This window comes from Mucilaginibacter ginsenosidivorans, assembly GCF_007971025.1.
In the GTDB taxonomy this organism is placed as follows: Bacteria; Bacteroidota; Bacteroidia; order Sphingobacteriales; family Sphingobacteriaceae; genus Mucilaginibacter; species Mucilaginibacter ginsenosidivorans.
The window spans coordinates 5,008,846-5,026,386 of record NZ_CP042436.1; the positions used below are offsets into that span (position 1 = coordinate 5,008,846).

The following is a 17,541-nucleotide window of genomic DNA, read 5'->3' on the forward strand; positions in this document are numbered from 1 at the left end:
AGCTGCTTCACCAACCAATAAACCTAATGAAAGCAGCCAAAACACTCATCTTCCTATACTTTGCCGCGTTAATGGCTTTTACAAGCTATGCCCAGCCTGGTATTGCTGATTACAAATTGACAACTGGCAAGGTAAAAGAGTATCAGAAAGCAGAGTGGAATATTCATATCTCCGCGCCGTTCAACAATGCTTACGACCAAGCCGATATCAGTCTTAACATGGTAATGACCTCGCCTTCCGGAAAACCAATTGTTTTGCCTTGCTATTACGAAAGCGGTGATGAAAAGGCCTCGTTATGGAAAGCACGCTTTGCGCCGCAGGAAGTCGGAAGATACGAGTATCATTTTGTCCTGCACACCAGTGGAAAAGGGTTGGAATCGGCCAATGGCTCATTCATCGCAGAACCGGGCAGCGAGAAAGGCTTCCTGCATAAAAACAATCTTTGGACCTTTAAATATGATAACGGTGAATTGTTCCGTGGTATCGGCGAAAATGTAGGCTGGGAATCGCGCTCGTTCGAAAAGGATAAATGGACTTATGATTACCTGCTGCCCAAACTGAGTGGCAACGACGCAAACTTTTTCCGCACCTGGATGTGCTACTGGAACCTGCCGCTGGAGTGGAAGAAGGTTCATTCGACCAAACGCTATAGCAACAGCGATGCTTACTACAATCCCGGCGCCATTAAACGGATGGATGAATTGGTGAACCTTACAGACTCGTTAAATCTTAAATTTATGCTGACGATGGACTGGCACGGTCACTTAATGGAAGAAGGTGGCTGGAAGAACAGCAATTACAACGCGGCAAACGGAGGTCCGGCCAAAACACCAACCGAATACTTTACCTCGCAAAAAGCTCGCGCCATGTACAAAAATAAGCTGCGCTACATTGTTGCGCGGTGGGGATACAGTACCAGCATTGCGGCTTTTGAGTTTTTTAACGAGATAGACAACGCCGCTTTCAATGGCGCCGACAGCGTATTGATACCCCTTCATTACATTACCGAATGGCATGATGAGATGAGCCGCTATTTGAAGGATATCGATCCTTACGGGCATTTGGTAACCACCAGCGTTTCGCATAGGGATATTCCCGGGATGAACTCAATTGCCTATATCGATTTTAACCAGAAACACATTTATAAGCATACCGACAAAATTCCAGGTATTTATTGGAATTATATTAATGGATTCGGAAAACCTTACGTTGTCGGCGAGTTTGGATACCGTTGGGAGGACGATGACCGTAAGTATGCCGTAGAAGCTGATTATGATTTTAAACGCGGGCTGTGGTACGGCCTTTTCAGCCCATGCCCTATTTTACCTATGAGCTGGTGGTGGGAAATGTTCGACGAACAGAACATGGAACCTTATTTCAAAGGCTTACGCCAGATAAGCGACGAAATGCTGAGAGCAGGTAAGGGATCCTTTGAGCAATTCCCGGTGTCCTCGGGTGATATTGAAGCCTATGGCGTGAAATGCGGTAATAAGTATTTCATCTATTTACTTAACAATACCGATGCAACTGTTAGCACCCCGGTTTCATTCGCGGCAAGTGACAAAAATTATACTATCAGTTATTTTGACCCGAACGATCAGTCGATCAAACCGGGCGGAAAATTAGCGATGCAGGCAGGCAAAATCGTGATCGGCAGTTTCAGGCTGCCGGCAAAAAAAGAAAAACTTATTGTGGTAACGGCGAACTAACGCCGGTTTGGCGTGTTTAACTTTTAAATATTAACTTATGAAAAAGGGAGACACCGTACACTGGAAATGGGGCGCACACGAAGCCGAAGGAAAAATAACCGGCAAGCACGATAAACCAGTCGAAAAAACTATCAAAGGGACAAAAGTAAAACGCAACGCCAGCAAGGACGAGCCAGTCTATGATATTAAGCAAAAAGACGGCAGTAAAGTACTGAAATCGGAAAGCGAGTTGAAGAAATAGCCCGCTTCTTAATCTCCCGCTATAGGGCAGGGTTTGAATGCCCTCCCCACCGGGGCAGCGTGGCTGAAGCTTTTTACCTAAAAAATTCGGCCATTTACCGAAAACTTCATTGATATTCCGTTTTTCGTTGCCATTTTTACACCATGGCAAAACAACCTATCATCACCGTAAAAAACCTTGTTAAAAAATACGGTGATTTTACAGCCGTCAACGATATCAGTTTCGAGGTTTATGAGGGCGAAATATTTGGCCTGCTTGGCCCGAACGGCGCCGGCAAAACCACCACGCTCGAGATCATCGAAACCCTTCGCGAAAAAACCTCGGGCGAGGTCACTGTCAACGGCTTTTCGGTCGACAAGGATGAGGACGGCATTAAAAAATGTATCGGCGTGCAATTGCAGGCAGCAGGCTATTATCCCAACCTGAACCTTTCCGAACTGATCGTGCTGTTCTCCGGCCTTTATGGTGTGGATAAAACACCAAAGGAAATGCTGGAGAAAGTGGCCCTGGTTGAAAAAGCAAAGGCCAAATATAAAGACCTGTCCGGCGGCCAAAAGCAGCGCTTTTCCATAGCTACCACGCTCATTAATGACCCCAAGATCATTTTCCTGGATGAGCCAACTACCGGCCTCGACCCACAGGCACGCCGTAACCTTTGGGACCTGATACGGGAGATACGCGACCGCGGCACCACCGTTGTGATAACAACCCATTACATGGATGAAGCGGAAGTGCTTTGCGACCGCGTAGCCTTTATCGACGGCGGGCATGTGATCGGCATTGACACGCCCGACAGCTTTATCGATAACCTGGTTGCTACGGGATTTGAGCGAAAGAAACAGGTAAAAGAAGCCAACCTGGAAGATGTTTTCATCAATATGACCGGCAAGGAATGGCGACCGGAATAAACTTTGAGTAGCAGTGGCAGTTGCAGCAGCAGGCTATAAAATCAATGACCTAATGACCAATGACCCAATGACAAATAATACCAAACCCTACAGCAATACCAAGGCCACACTGGCCATAGCCAAAGCCAGTTTTCGGTCCATATTACGCAGCCCGTCGGCCGTGGTATTTAGCCTGGCATTTCCGCTGATATTTATCGTGGTTTTTGCCAACATCGGCGGCAGTGCTGTTACTGCCGACGTAGGGGTAGCTAAAACCTGCGACACGGCCAATGATTTTTACAGGGGACTCAAAACCCATAAGGTGGCAAACCTGATAACCAGTCAGAGCACCGCCGAAATGGAAAAAAATCTGTCAAAGGGTAACCTTGCTGCTATCATAGACATCAAAAAAAGCATGACGCCGCCTTATATCACGGTGAATACCAAATACAGCACTGCGTCCGGCGATAAAGGAAATATCTTTAAAATGATCCTTACCAATATCGCCTACAACGCAAACAAGCCTGCCCAAAAAGAGCCTTCGCCGATAGTTGAATTACAGGAGACCACCATCAGGGGCCGCGCATACAAATACATCGACTTCCTGTTGCCCGGCATGCTGGGTTTTTCGCTGTTAAGCAGCGGGGTATTCGGTACCGCATTTGTATTCCTGAGTTTAAGGTTAACCCTGGTCATCAAGCGTTTTTTTGCCACCCCGGTAAAGCGCTACAGCATTGTTCTGGGCGAGGCCATTGCACGGCTGGTATTCTCGTGGATAGGCGCCTTGTTCATTATCCTGGTAGGGCATTTCCTGTTTGGGTTTACCCTTATTCATGGCGTTACCACGGTAATTAATATGCTCATATTGTCGGCACTTGGGCTTATCGTGTTCATGGGCTTCGGATTTATTATATCGGGCCTCGCCAAAAACGAGAGCACGGTACCGCCGCTGTCCAATATCATCACACTGCCGCAGTTTTTATTATCAGGTACATTTTTCGCCACCACGGCCTTCCCGTCGTGGCTGCAATCGCTTAGTAATATATTACCCCTCACCTACCTTAACAAGGCTATGCGCGATGTAGCTTTTGAAGGCGCCGGCTTAGGCGATGTAACCCACGACCTGCTGATACTGGCCATCTGGTTCGTTATCGTTTACACCGCAGCGGTTAAGACGTTTAAGTGGGAGTAGGCTATTATTAGAGATGAAAAATCTGGCTTATATTTTCATTGCCATCTTAATATGTTCTTGCCGGCATGGCAATAAGAATAACTTTACAGACGTAGTCGGTGCCGATAATAAGAAGATACCCAAAGCCGAAATTGACAACTTAGTTAAAAAATATCAAACCGAAGATTTTTCAGCGTTTAAAAATGTCGTAATTACCATCGGGTTAAGTGACTCTTTTAAAACAACCTATACACTAAATAGATTCAACAAAAATTCCGCGGTGTACTTTGTAACGGTTAATGAATCGAAAAACAAAATTACCGGTATAACAAACCCGGAATTGCAACAGCAAAAAGGTAAGGATTACTTTACAGCAAGCCAAATTGATGTACTTATAAATAAATTCCGAAAACTCGATTTCAAATTTTTAAGTGTCGACGATGACAGCGACGTTTTTATCAATCCTTTTTATGCGGGTCATCCACCATGTCTTATCCGCTTAGCTAAAAAATCAAATCTTAACTCCTTAAAGATTACCAGCGATTTTAAACATTACAAAGACGATTGGTATATCGACAAATCACTCATCGATCCACATTAAATTACCGTTAATATTCAAGTAAATTACCCCTCTACTAAATATCCTTATTATATTTGGAAAATAAAACATAATTAGTGTACTTTTGACACTAACTAATTTCAGTACCTAAAACAATACAAAATGAGCTTAATTATTGACGTTCACGCCCGCCAGATACTCGACTCGCGTGGTAACCCTACTATCGAAGTAGATGTTTTGACCGAAAACGGCGCTTTGGGCCGTGCTGCGGTGCCGTCCGGTGCATCAACCGGCGCACACGAGGCTGTTGAACTGCGTGACAACGACAAAACAAAATATATGGGCAAAGGCGTTTCGCAAGCTGTTGCCAACGTAAACGATATTATTGCCAAAGAACTGCAGGGCGTTGATGTATTCGAACAGAATGCGATAGACGCTTTGATGATCGAACTTGACGGCACCGAAAATAAAGGCAAACTGGGCGCTAACGCGATTTTAGGTGTATCGCTGGCTGTGGCTAAAGCTGCTGCACAGGAAAGCCGCCAGTCGCTGTACCGTTATATCGGTGGTGTTAATGCCAATACGCTGCCCATCCCGATGATGAACATCGTGAACGGCGGTTCGCACTCCGATGCGCCTATCGCCTTCCAGGAATTTATGATCATGCCGGTTGGCGCTCCTTCATTCTCCGAAGCATTGCGCTGGGGGTCGGAAGTGTTTCACAACCTGAAAAAAATATTGCACGACCGCGGCCTTTCGACCGCAGTTGGCGACGAAGGTGGTTTTGCACCAACTTTCGACGGTACGGAAGATGGCGTTGAAACTATTTTAAAAGCGATCGAAAAAGCCGGCTACAAACCGGGGGTTGATATTTGTCTGGCGTTCGACTGCGCCGCTTCTGAATTTTATGTTAACGGCAAATACGATTACACCAAGTTTGAAGGCGAAAAAGGAGCTATCCGCACCAGCGCCGAGCAGGCTGATTACCTGGCCGAACTTGCTGCAAAATACCCGATCATTTCCATTGAAGACGCTATGGCCGAGGACGATTGGGACGGCTGGAAAATATTGACCGAAAAGCTAGGCAGCAAAGTGCAGCTTGTTGGCGACGACCTGTTTGTAACCAATGTGCAGCGCCTGCAAAAAGGTATTGATAATGATATTGCCAATTCTATCCTGGTAAAAGTAAACCAAATAGGCACCTTAACTGAAACCATCAATGCGGTTACATTGGCACAAACCAATGGCTACACCTCGGTAATGAGTCACCGTTCGGGCGAAACTGAAGATTCAACTATCGCCGACCTGGCAGTTGCCTTAAACTGCGGCCAGATCAAAACCGGTTCGGCTTCAAGGTCGGACAGGATCGCCAAATACAATCAGTTGCTGCGTATTGAAGAAGAACTGGGCGATACCGCAAAGTTTATCGGTAAGGATTTTAAATATTTTAAGAACCGCAAATAAGCTAAAAGCGGAAAGTATAAAGCTAAAAGCTATTTTATCTAAGCCCCGGCAAAACCGGGGCTTTTATTATTTATAAACAGGTACGCCATTGGGGCCTGCCGCCTTCCATTCTGGGGAAACAATTCCCCCAATTTCCCACCGCGTTGTTTAAAGGTATCCGGCTACCTGCAAAACCTGGGTTAAAGCGGCTTAGGATAAATTGAACTTCAGCATGTTATGCATAAAACGCCTGTTATTAGCAACTTATAAAATATTGTTAAAGTGGCCCGAAACTTGCACTTGCATAAATATGCAGGTAGTGGCATGCTATTCGCACTAATTTTCTCGCCGGTTAATTACCGGCTACCTAATTTGAGAATTTATTTAATATTGATTAAATACCAAACATGATGAAACAGTTACCTGGTCTGAAACAAAAAATTAACATAAACCCGCTTATAGCAATCGCAGTTTGCATATTGCTGGTTTACTCTTCGTGCCGGAAAAATGAGAATACCCCGGTTCCTTCAACCACAACAACCACTACTAAAAACACAGTAGATACAAAAGCTATTGGCAGCCAGCTGGCGTTAAATATGGCGAATTCGCTTTACGGCAAACTGGGCGGCGCAAACCTGATGGACGGCGTCGATTCTGTTTCGCTATCAGGTCACATGGGGCCGCACCACGGTTTAAACACCAACGCCCTTTGCGGATTTTTTACAGATTCGTTGGTAAGCGTTGACTCGATGGAAGGCGATACCGTATCGCACACAGGCGGCAACCTTAACTTCTTTTTTAATTGTGTCGACGGCAAGCATGCTGGTTATACCGCGTACGATTCGCTGGGCACTACCCGCACTACACCCAAAGGCTTGTTCCAAAATTATTACGTAAAACAATACTATACCATCGAATGCAAGGACGATAAGCACCAATTCATCGGCGTTAACGGCACCAACTATTTTTACCAGCTGATAAACATATCATGCGGCTGTGACGAGACTTACGCCGACATCGAAAACTCGGTGTACTACCTGAAGGACCTGACAATAGATGTGTGCAAAAAGGATATCCTGAGCGGTACCGCAACCTTTAAGGCTTACGGCTACCATTGGAGCATTACCGGCACCATGACCTTCCTGGGCAACCACATGGCCGATATGATCATCGACGGCAATAGCACCATCTACCACGTAAACCTGCTTACCCAAACTATTACTACATAACAGATCAACTTTACGTTTAGCGGGCCCCGGCTTTTGCCGGGGCTTTCTTTTTGTAATATCCAACTCAGTCAATCGTTCGCACTTAACCTTTATCCTTTACCTCACCAAAAAACCGTATCTTTGCAAAAAATATAGTACCCGTTCGCTTACGGTTTTGATTTCTCAGGACGACTCTTCAGATCCGCTTATGCATTCGCGTTAGCACATTATAGCAGATACATTACATGATATTCGACAATTTAAATATAATTGAGCCTATCCTCAGGGCCCTAAAAACCGAGGGATATACCACGCCCACCCCGATACAGGAACAGGCCATACCCATTTTATTAAAACAGCGCGACCTGTTGGGCTGTGCTCAAACCGGCACCGGTAAAACCGCCGCCTTCGCCATCCCTATTTTGCAGCTTTTATACCAGGACAGGCTGCAGCACAAAGAGCAGAAAACAATTAAGGCGCTGATACTAACCCCAACACGCGAACTGGCCATACAGATAGACGAAAGCTTTGCTGCTTATGGTCGTCACACAGGCTTAAAACACCTGGTGATTTTCGGCGGTGTTTCCCAGAATCCACAGACCGACGCTTTGCGCCGTGGCGTAGATATTTTAGTAGCCACGCCGGGCCGTTTGCTCGATTTAATGAACCAAGGCTATGTAAGATTGGACCACATCAGGTTCCTGGTGCTGGACGAGGCCGACCGCATGCTGGACATGGGTTTTGTGCACGATGTAAAGAAGATTATCGCCAAAGTACCTTCACGCAGGCAAACGCTGTTCTTCTCGGCCACTATGCCCAACGAGATACAGCAACTGGCGAACTCAATATTGAGCAATCCTGAAAAGGTGGAGGTTACACCGGTATCATCCACTGCGGATACAATAGAACAGCAATTGTTTTATGTGGAAAAAACGGACAAGAAATCGCTGCTGCTGCACATTCTGAAAGATAAGACCATCAAAACTGCGCTGGTATTTACCCGCACCAAACATGGCGCCGACAAGGTGGTGAAGGACCTTACCCGCGCGGGCATTACCGCCGAAGCGATACACGGAAATAAATCGCAAAACGCCAGGCAGCGCGCGTTGACAAACTTCAAAAACCGCACCACACGGGTATTGATAGCAACCGACATCGCGGCCCGCGGCATCGATATTGATGACCTTACGCACGTGATCAATTACGAACTGCCTAACATCCCGGAGACTTACGTACACCGTATCGGTCGTACTGGTCGCGCCGGGCAGGATGGCATTGCCTTCTCGTTTTGCGAGGCTGAGGAGATTGACTTCCTAAAGGATATTCATAAGCTGATAGGCAAAACCATACCGGTAAACGACGCACACCCCTACCCGATGAGCCCAACATTTGTGGCCAAGAAGATGGACACCACTGTCAAAAACGGAACTTCCGCACCAAAACAGCAGCGTTCATCCGGTCACCGCGATGGCAAAAAGCGCTGGGGCAAAAGAAGATAACATTTTTGTAGAGACGCATAATTATGCGTCTCTACGTTTGCCCTGTTAACAAGTTAATAAACCCACTTGTGGCATTCAAAATAAATAAATAGCTTTAAACGAAAATTATTTTGGTTTGAAATGAAGCGTCTGCTGCATCTTTTAAGGAACAAGTATTTCGTGGTGAGCCTTGCCTTTTTGGTGTGGATGGTATTTTTTGACAAAAACGACCTGTTCTCGCAATATCAATATCACCAGCAGCTGAGCAAGCTGAAACACGAGCGCGATTTTTACCAGAAAGAGACCGCCAAAGCTACCCAGGACCTGGACGAACTAACCTCCAACAAGGAAAAACTCGAAAAATTCGCCCGCGAAAAATACCTGATGAAGAAAGCCAATGAGGATGTTTTCGTTATCGTAAAGGATAAAAAGGCGGAGTGATTTCGGAGATCAGAGGGCAGACATCAGATTTCCGACCCCTGTCAGGCGTAAAATTTTGGTAACGATAATTTATACCTCACCGCTACTATCCTGATCGCGCATACCATCACAACAGCTATTATTTTTACCAACTGCGGATCCATATGATCCACCAGCAGCACGTATAATGTGCCGCCGACAATGCAGGCCGTAGCATAAATTTCCTTACGGAATATCAAAGGTATATCGTTCAGCAAAATATCGCGGATAACGCCGCCAAAGCAACCTGTTATGGTGCCCAGCGCAACGCAAACACCCGGGTTAAGCCCTGCGGCAATGCCTTTTTGCGTGCCGATGATTGTAAACAGCCCAAGGCCCAGCGCGTCGAAAAGGAACAGCGTCGTTTTGAGTGTTTTGATGTATTTTTTGAAAAGTATGGTTGCTATTACTGTCCCCAATATGATCAGCAGCAAACGGTAATCACGCATCCACGCCACTGGTGTATCACCTATCATTACATCCCGTATGGTGCCGCCACCAATCGCCGTTACAAAACCCATGATCAGCACACCGAAAACATCCAGCCGTTTCAGCATTGCCGAATAAGAGCCGGAGACAGCAAAAGCCACTGTGCCTGCAATTTCTATGGCCGGTGAAATGTTGATCATCATACTTCGCCTTCGCGCTTGCGCAAAAACCATTCGGCGCTCAACAAAGCTACAATAAATACAAATATCCATTTCACACCCACGAGGTCGCTATAATGCTTATCCTCATACACAACCGTTTTGATATTCTCGTTCTTTTGGATCAGATCCGCCAGTTGGCCAACCTGCGATGGCTGCAGCATTTGTCCGCCCGATTGTTGTGCCAAAGCCGCTAAAAGCTTATGGTCTGCGGCCGTTTGGCGGGTCTCCAAATTTAAAGGTTTAATGGTTAGGCGGCCATTGGCTGTCAGATTTTGATCGCCCAGTTTCGCCGAAGCAGTATAGCCATAATCGCCAACGGGTAAAGTCCCTGCATCCAACTGGTAACTTTGCCCGCTGCGGGTAAACAGGAAGCTATAATTTTTGCCCGAATCACTTTTGAGGTTGATCTTTATATCAGGGGTGTTTACCAGTTGCAGCGCTTCGTTGTATAGTTCAGCATTCAGGATGATATTTTCGCCTTCATCAAATACATTTTTAGCAGGATAGACCCGGAAACGCTGGCGGTTGCTGTTAGCCGTAAGATATTGCACACACTGGCCCAATAGCTCTTCTGTAGCATGGTGATTTCCGTACGACTGGTATTCGGCCAGCGACCAGCGCCAGAGGCCCTCGCCCGTTAATACCCCTATACGGCGCCCGTTGTCGTCACCGAACAGGAGTAAAGGGTACGGCGTTGGGACTTCGCCTATGCGCTGTTTTAATAGCAGCTGATCGTTTCCCGCCGTACGGTAGTTACCAAAAGGCGCTATCAGTGGTGGTAATTTGCTTAATTTGTTCCTGGTCGAGTCGGAAAGGGTGAATAGTGAAAAGTCGCTAGCCGGCATCGGGAACACCTCCTGCACCTGGTTACGGTTAGAGTATACCTGTATAGCCTTTTGTTCATTGTTGAATTGCGGCAGATCGGTTTGCGCGCCAAGCATATACCATACGGGCACCTTACCTTTCGTGATAAAACTCTGCAGGGCTCCTGAACCATTTGAGACACACTGGTAAAGGATAACCAGGCTATAATCAGTCAGTTTAAGCGACGCCGCATCAGTAAGCAGGCTGGTTTTTACTTCGTAATTCTTGTTAACCTCTATACCCTGCTTGATCGTGCTGATGTCCGGATGCGGACCATCATACAGCAGCAATATCTTCTGCCGGGCATCCAGCACATCCACATAAATAGTTTCCGAATTATTCTGAACCGATAACTCGTTTTTTACGGGAGTAATATCGATGGTAAATTTCCGGATACCTTTTTTATCGGCGTTCAGTTTCAGTGGTATTACCTTGCGGAAGTTATCCGAATTAACCTCAACATTTTGGTTAGCCACCTGCTTGCCGTCTTCGGATACGTTAAGCCTTATAGTCTCCCCGTTTGCCTGGAAGGCCTCTGCCAAAACTTCGATCACAAAATCATTCCCTAAAAAAGCGGTTTTGTTATAGTTGACATTACCTATCAACAGATCACGCCTGGCAGTAGTATCGCCCAAAGCAACGGTGTAAACGCTTGTTTTAAGATTTTTCGCCTCGTATAGCGGATCGCTGCCCTGGTTGTACAAGCCATCCGTAACCAACACCAAAGCGCCGATGTTCTGGTTGGCGAAACGTTCGTTCAACTTATCCAGCGCCGATGAGATATTCGTTTGCTTTCCGTCGAATTTGTTTGAAAGGCTATCTTTCAGGTCGCGGCTAAAATTGAACTCACGAACGTCGTACTTATCGCCTAACTGTTCTTTCAGCTTTGCGAGTTCGCCAACAAATTGATCCGGTTTAAAACCGCCCGGCTTAAACGTGCCGATGGATTGTGAATTATCCTGCACTATCAGCACCAGCGGTTTTTGCTGCGTATAACTTACCGACCGTACAAGCGGCGCGATCAGTAAAAATGAAGTGATAAAAACGGCAATGGTCCTGGCGGCAAATAACGCGTAGCGTATTTTTTTAGCCAGGCCAGAAGGACTGCGGTACAGCAGCCAGGCATAAAGCAAACCCAGCAACAGGCAAATAGGTGTCCACCATCCTGAAACTGTTCCCCATGTTACTGAAAATAAAAGCTGCATCCTTTGGGTTTGACGTTAAACGTAATACGTTTTACGTTATGGTGCAAAATGCGAAATTATTGTGAGATGATTGAAAGTTTGTCATCAAAGGAAACTTGTATCTTCTGACACCTCATGCGGTGTATATTTCTCGTTTGAACCAAAATAGATTTCGTGTTCATGAAAAAAAAGCAATGCCCAATTTAAGTTTTGATCTATCACCGTAAGATCGTCCGCGATGCTGTAATAAAACGCGTCAAAATATTTTATTAATAATTCCCAGGGTATTATCATCGCCAAATCAGGCTGCCATGATAAATAAACTGGTTTGTCAAAAGGGAAACCACGTTTATAAAGCCATTTTTTTGTTTCCTGCTCGTCGTCACCTGTTATCATAAACTTATCAATAACGTTAAACAAGTCGCGCTTAAAAGGGAAATCAAGGTGAATATTAGCTTCTTTGATGTAATTCCACAAAAACTTAGAGCCGTGAGTATCTAATGGTTTTAGCTGGGCTAAATGCGACTGCGGAAGTTCCTCATAGTCGGGATCGGTGAAACGATACTTCAAAAGGAATTCGGCCATTGGAATTACATGATCATCAAGATTTTCAAAACCAATACTCATGATGGGCCTCGCCTACAACATTCCCCCGTCAACCGGAATTACCTGCCCGGTAATATATGCCGCCATGTCCGATGCCAGGAAAACGCAGGCATTGGCTACATCTTCGGTTTCGCCGCCACGTTTTAGTGGGATGGCCTGCGCCCAGCCTTCAACTACTTTCGGGTCCAGCACTTCGGTCATTTCGGTTTTGATAAAACCAGGGGCCACCACGTTGGTGCGTATATTTCTTGAACCTAATTCTTTTGCGATGGATTTAGAGAAACCGATGATACCTGCTTTGGATGCTGCATAGTTGGATTGCCCGGCATTACCGTTGACACCAACTACCGAGCTCATATTAATAAATACGCCATCCCGGTTCTTCATCATGATCTTTGATGCAGCTTTGGTGACATTGAATATCGATTTCAGGTTCACATCCAATACGTCGTCCCACTGTTCTTCGGTCATGCGCATCAGTAAACCATCTTTTGTGATGCCGGCGTTGTTTACGACAATTTGCAGCGTGCCGAAATCGGCTATGATATCATTGATCAGCTTTTCGGCCTCATCAAATTTGGAAGCGTCAGACCGGTAACCTTTAACTTTGGTACCATAGCTTTGCAGTTCCTGTTCCAGCGCCTGCCCTTTTTCTACAGACGACAAGTAGGTGAAAGCTACATTTGCGCCATGCTCGGCAAATTTCTCGGCTATCTTACGGCCTATGCCCTTCGAGGCGCCGGTTATCAGTGCTGTTTTTCCTTCCAGTAATTTCATAATTTTCAGAATGGTTTCGGGGGTCGAAGATAGATAATTAGTCGGAAAGTGGAAAAACCCGCCAGATAGTTATAATTTTATTCATCCCAAATCATAATAATGAAATTACTACTACAACTTAAATCCTGGCAACTTTTTATATTAATCGTTATTCCGCTACTCTTTCAACCAAATGGTTTCATATACCAGGTTATAGTTCTGTTTGGATACAGCATTTATATAACATGGATATTTGCTATTGGAAGTACAATGCACTCGCTAATTTTAGCTAAAACAAAACCGAATATTATCTATTTCAAAATAACCTGCTTTAGCATGGCTGTGATAGTAATATTAAGTTGTCTGTTTAATCCTTTCGCGTTTTCTGACCCTTTTGCAGGCGGCAGCAACGCATATATTTTCTGGGTATTCTTTGGGTTGACAATCGCTAGTTCATTTTATTCTTTCGGATTCGCTGCACGAATGCTTGAATCAGCGCGTAGTAATGAGATGGCAAATCGCAGTGACTCGCTTAAAAGCTTCTTATATATTTGGTTTTTCCCCATTGGTATTTGGTACATACAGCCCATAATTAAGAGCGTCTTGCGTGACAAAAGTGTACACTCATCTAATGTTTAACAAGATAGCAAACTCTTCTTTCAACGCCATCAAACAACCCGCACACAAACACCCATCATACTGTTCGCTGACATATTGAGTTTCATTCAGCGTGAGCGACACTTTGGCGCACTGGCATTTGGTGAATGAATTGGCCTTACATTCAAACGGCGAACCACAACGTTCGCAACGAACGATCTCGTGTTTTTGGTGAACTGGCATGATTATAATAATAGGTAGAGACGCATAATTATGCGTCTCTACAATGCATTTTTTATGCGGAACACGTCACACATCCCTCATCCATCGAACAGCTTGGCCCGGCGGGTATTTCGTCAGCAACCTGTTCCACATGTTCCGGTATAACCGGATCCATATTTTTGCCGCCCTGGTTCTCTACTGTGAATTTAATAGCCTGCGATGCCGCCTGTGTGCGCAGGTAATACATGCCTGTTTTGAGGCCCTTCTTCCAGGCGTAAAAATGCATGGAGGTTAGTTTGGATGCATTTGGCGAGTTGATGAACAGGTTTAGCGACTGCGACTGGCAGATATAAGCGCCCCTGTCGGCAGCCATATCGATTATGTTACGCATCTTGATCTCCCACACGGTTTTGTACAGGTCCTTCAATTCCTGCGGAATCTCAGCAATTTCCTGTATCGAACCGTTTGCGGTAATTATCTTATCCTTCATTGTCGTGTTCCACAAGCCAAGATTGACCAGGTCGCGCAGCAGGAATTTGTTGACAATGATAAACTCGCCGCTTAATACCCGGCGGGTATAAATATTAGAGGTATAGGGTTCAAAACATTCATTGTTGCCCAATATCTGCGAAGTGGAAGCAGTTGGCATCGGCGCCACCAGCAGCGAATTGCGTACCCCGTGGTTCATTACATCCAACCGCAGGTTTTCCCAATCCCAGTGACCGCTATTGGGCGTAACACCCCACATATCAAACTGGAACTTTCCTTTGGATAAGGGCGAGCCTTTGAAAGTTTCATAAGCGCCTTCCTTGATCGCCAGGTCCTTTGAGGCCGTCATTGCGGCAAAGTAGATGGTCTCAAATATTTCTTTGTTCAATTGTTTGGCCTCATCGCTTTCAAAGGGCAAACGCAGCTGAATAAATGCATCGGCCAAACCCTGTACACCTAAACCTATCGGCCGGTGGCGCAGGTTTGAATAACGTGCCTCTTCAACCGGGTAATAGTTATTGTCAATAATGCGGTTCAGGTTCAATGTTACCTGGTAAGTTACCTCGTATAATTTCTGGTGATCGAATATGCCGTTGATAACGTACCGCGGCAGCGCCAGCGAAGCGAGATTACAAACTGCAACTTCTTTGTCCGAGGTGTATTCCATGATCTCGGTACATAGGTTCGAGCTTTTGATCGTCCCTAAATTTTGCTGGTTCGATTTGCTGTTGGCTGCATCTTTATATAACAAATAAGGCGTGCCGGTTTCTACCTGGGCATCGAGTATCGCAAACCAAAGTTCCTGGGCTTTTACCGTTTTGCGGGCATGGCCTTCTTTTTCGTATTGCTCATAAAGCGTTTCAAATTCTTGGCCAAAACATTCAGCCAGGCCAGGCGCCTCGTGGGGGCAGAACAGGCTCCAGTCTTCATTAGCCTCTACCCTTTTCATAAACAGGTCCGATACCCAAAGGGCATAGAACAAATCGCGGGCGCGCATTTCTTCCTTGCCATGATTTTTGCGCAGGTCCAAAAACTCAAATACATCGGCATGCCACGGCTCCAGGTATATAGCGAACGCACCTTTACGCTTGCCGCCACCCTGATCGACATAACGGGCCGTGTCATTAAATACCCGCAGCATCGGGATAATGCCGTTACTGGTACCGTTGGTGCCGCTGATGTACGAACCGGTTGCCCTCACATTATGGATACTCAGCCCGATACCACCGGCGCTTTGTGATATTTTGGCGGTTTGTTTCAGCGTGTCATAAATACCGTCGATGCTGTCATCCTTCATCGTCAGCAAAAAGCAGGACGACATTTGCGGCTTTGGCGTACCGGCGTTGAACAGCGTCGGCGTGGCGTGTGTAAACCAGCGCTCGCTCATCAGGTTATAGGTTTTTATCACGCTGTCCACATCATCCTTGTGGATACCAACCGATACCCGCATAAACAGGTGCTGCGGGCGCTCGGCTATTTTGCCTTCTATTTTCAGCAGGTAAGATTTTTCAAGCGTCTTAAAGCCGAAATAATCAAAGCCGAAGTCACGATCATATATGATGGTGCTGTCCAAAAGTTCAGCGTTTTCTTTGATCACCTCCCAAACGTCATCCGCCAGCAGTGACGCGTTCTTGCCCGTTTTTGCGTCAGTATATTCATGCAGGCGGCGCATGGTTTCTGAAAAGGATTTAATGGTGTTTTTATGCAGGTTGGATACCGCTATACGCGATGCCAGCAGGGCGTAATCCGGATGTTTGGTAGTTAACGAAGCAGCAGTTTCGGCCGCCAGGTTATCCAGTTCGGATGTGGTTACGCCGTCGTACAAACCTTCGATAACCTTTTTGGCCACATCTATCGAGTCGACTAATGCCGGATTCAAACCATAGCACAGCTTCTCTATGCGTGCCGTTATCTTGTCAAATTTTACGGTTTCTTTTTTACCGTCTCTTTTTATTACGAACATGGTGTCTCTTGATAAATTGTTTTACTGTTATATTGTTGAACTGATCGGGGCTCAGAAATCCTCGTCCAGCGAGAATGCCTGGCTTTTTACTTCGGTGTTAAGCACACCGCTTTTCTGGTAATCGCCTACGCGTTTTTCGAAGAAATTCGTCTTTCCCTGCAGGGATATCATTTCCATAAAATCGAATGGATTGCTTGCATTATATACCCTATCATAGCCCAATTCTGTCAGCCATCGGTCGGCGACGAATTCGATATACTGGCTCATTAGTTTGGCATTCATGCCTATCAGGTTTACCGGCAGGGCGTCGGTCACGAATTCCTTTTCTATTTCAACCGCATCGGTGATGATCTTGGTCGCTTCTGCTTTGGAAAGCTTTTCTGTCAGCATACTGTACAGTAAACAGGCAAACTCGCAATGCATGCCTTCATCGCGCGAGATCAATTCGTTACTGAAAGTCAGGCCCGGCATCAGTCCGCGTTTTTTCAGCCAGAAGATGGAACAGAAACTGCCGGAAAAGAAAATCCCTTCTACCGCCGCGAATGCCACCAGCCGTTGTGCAAATGTTCCGTTATTGATCCACTTCAATGCCCACTCTGCCTTTTTCTGAACAGCGGGCACCGTATCAATGGCGTGGAAAAGATGGTCTTTTTCGGCGGGATCTTTAATATAAGTATCTATCAGCAGTGCGTACGTTTCTGAGTGGATATTTTCCATCATGATCTGGAAGCCGTAGAAACACCGTGCCTCAGGCACCTGGACTTCGCTCATGAAGTTTACGGCGAGGTTCTCGTTTACAATACCATCGCTTGCGGCGAAGAAAGCCAGGATATGCGATATAAAATGCTTCTCGCCGCTGTTGAGGTTTTCCCAATGCTTCAGATCGTCGGACAGGTCGATCTCTTCCGCGGTCCAGAAACTGGCCTCGTGCTTTTTGTACATTTCCCAGATGCGGGGGTAGTTGATGGGGAGGATAACAAACCGGTCCTTGTTCTCCCGAAGTAATACTTCATTTTCCTGATTCATGCCTTGTCTTTTTAATTTTAGCGGAGTCG

At 45.9% G+C, this 17,541-nt stretch carries 16 protein-coding genes; 9 read left to right on the forward strand and 7 right to left on the reverse strand.

The window, feature by feature from the left end:
• Positions 1–26 precede the first annotated feature (26 nt).
• From FRZ54_RS22815 to FRZ54_RS22855, 9 genes are all read left to right on the forward strand, one after another.
• Complete coding sequence (locus tag FRZ54_RS22815) at positions 27–1,709, forward strand: DUF5060 domain-containing protein (protein ID WP_147034113.1); 1,683 nt, start codon at positions 27–29, stop codon at positions 1,707–1,709.
• Between the two features lie 37 nt (positions 1,710–1,746).
• Entirely contained in the window at positions 1,747–1,950 is a 204-nt protein-coding gene (locus FRZ54_RS22820) for a hypervirulence associated TUDOR domain-containing protein (RefSeq protein ID WP_147034114.1), read from the forward strand.
• Between the two features lie 143 nt (positions 1,951–2,093).
• The gene (locus tag FRZ54_RS22825) at positions 2,094–2,858 is read left to right on the forward strand and encodes an ABC transporter ATP-binding protein (RefSeq protein ID WP_147034115.1); all 765 of its coding nucleotides are present in this window, start codon (positions 2,094–2,096) and stop codon (positions 2,856–2,858) included.
• A 13-nt stretch (positions 2,859–2,871) separates the two neighbouring features.
• Positions 2,872–4,029 carry an ABC transporter permease gene (locus tag FRZ54_RS22830; protein WP_228462574.1) on the forward strand — a complete coding sequence of 386 codons (1,158 nt, stop codon included), beginning with the start codon at positions 2,872–2,874 and terminating at the stop codon, positions 4,027–4,029.
• Positions 4,030–4,042: 13 nt separating this feature from the next.
• The gene (locus FRZ54_RS22835; RefSeq protein WP_147034116.1) at positions 4,043–4,609 is read left to right on the forward strand and encodes a hypothetical protein; all 567 of its coding nucleotides are present in this window, start codon (positions 4,043–4,045) and stop codon (positions 4,607–4,609) included.
• A gap of 120 nt (positions 4,610–4,729) precedes the next feature.
• Positions 4,730–6,031 (forward strand): phosphopyruvate hydratase, encoded by a 1,302-nt coding sequence (gene eno / locus FRZ54_RS22840; RefSeq protein WP_147034117.1) that lies wholly within the window; start codon positions 4,730–4,732, stop codon positions 6,029–6,031.
• Between the two features lie 386 nt (positions 6,032–6,417).
• Positions 6,418–7,239 (forward strand): hypothetical protein, encoded by an 822-nt coding sequence (locus tag FRZ54_RS22845; RefSeq protein WP_147034118.1) that lies wholly within the window; start codon positions 6,418–6,420, stop codon positions 7,237–7,239.
• A 224-nt stretch (positions 7,240–7,463) separates the two neighbouring features.
• Positions 7,464–8,717, forward strand: coding sequence for a DEAD/DEAH box helicase (locus tag FRZ54_RS22850; RefSeq protein WP_147034119.1), 1,254 nt, complete (start codon positions 7,464–7,466; stop codon positions 8,715–8,717).
• Between the two features lie 120 nt (positions 8,718–8,837).
• Positions 8,838–9,137, forward strand: a complete 300-nt coding sequence (locus tag FRZ54_RS22855) for an FtsB family cell division protein (RefSeq protein WP_147034120.1) — start codon at positions 8,838–8,840, stop codon at positions 9,135–9,137.
• Between the two features lie 41 nt (positions 9,138–9,178).
• On the opposite strand, the gene FRZ54_RS22860 is transcribed toward FRZ54_RS22855, so the two are convergent.
• From FRZ54_RS22860 to FRZ54_RS22890, 7 genes are all read right to left on the reverse strand, one after another.
• A complete protein-coding gene (locus FRZ54_RS22860; RefSeq protein ID WP_228462575.1) occupies positions 9,179–9,787 on the reverse strand; it encodes a trimeric intracellular cation channel family protein in 609 nt (202 codons plus the stop codon).
• A complete protein-coding gene (locus FRZ54_RS22865) occupies positions 9,784–11,874 on the reverse strand; it encodes a vWA domain-containing protein (RefSeq protein ID WP_147034121.1) in 2,091 nt (696 codons plus the stop codon). The genes FRZ54_RS22860 and FRZ54_RS22865 overlap by 4 nt, the downstream gene beginning before the upstream one ends.
• Before the next feature lie 84 nt (positions 11,875–11,958).
• A complete protein-coding gene (locus FRZ54_RS22870; protein ID WP_147034122.1) occupies positions 11,959–12,480 on the reverse strand; it encodes a hypothetical protein in 522 nt (173 codons plus the stop codon).
• Positions 12,481–12,492: 12 nt separating this feature from the next.
• Complete coding sequence (gene fabG, locus FRZ54_RS22875; RefSeq protein ID WP_147034123.1) at positions 12,493–13,236, reverse strand: 3-oxoacyl-[acyl-carrier-protein] reductase; 744 nt, start codon at positions 13,234–13,236, stop codon at positions 12,493–12,495.
• Positions 13,237–13,839: 603 nt separating this feature from the next.
• Complete coding sequence (locus FRZ54_RS22880; protein WP_147034124.1) at positions 13,840–14,055, reverse strand: cysteine-rich CWC family protein; 216 nt, start codon at positions 14,053–14,055, stop codon at positions 13,840–13,842.
• Positions 14,056–14,107: 52 nt separating this feature from the next.
• Positions 14,108–16,486, reverse strand: a complete 2,379-nt coding sequence (locus tag FRZ54_RS22885; RefSeq protein WP_147034125.1) for a ribonucleoside-diphosphate reductase subunit alpha — start codon at positions 16,484–16,486, stop codon at positions 14,108–14,110.
• Positions 16,487–16,537: 51 nt separating this feature from the next.
• Positions 16,538–17,512 carry a ribonucleoside-diphosphate reductase small subunit gene (locus FRZ54_RS22890; protein WP_147034126.1) on the reverse strand — a complete coding sequence of 325 codons (975 nt, stop codon included), beginning with the start codon at positions 17,510–17,512 and terminating at the stop codon, positions 16,538–16,540.
• Positions 17,513–17,541 lie beyond the last annotated feature (29 nt).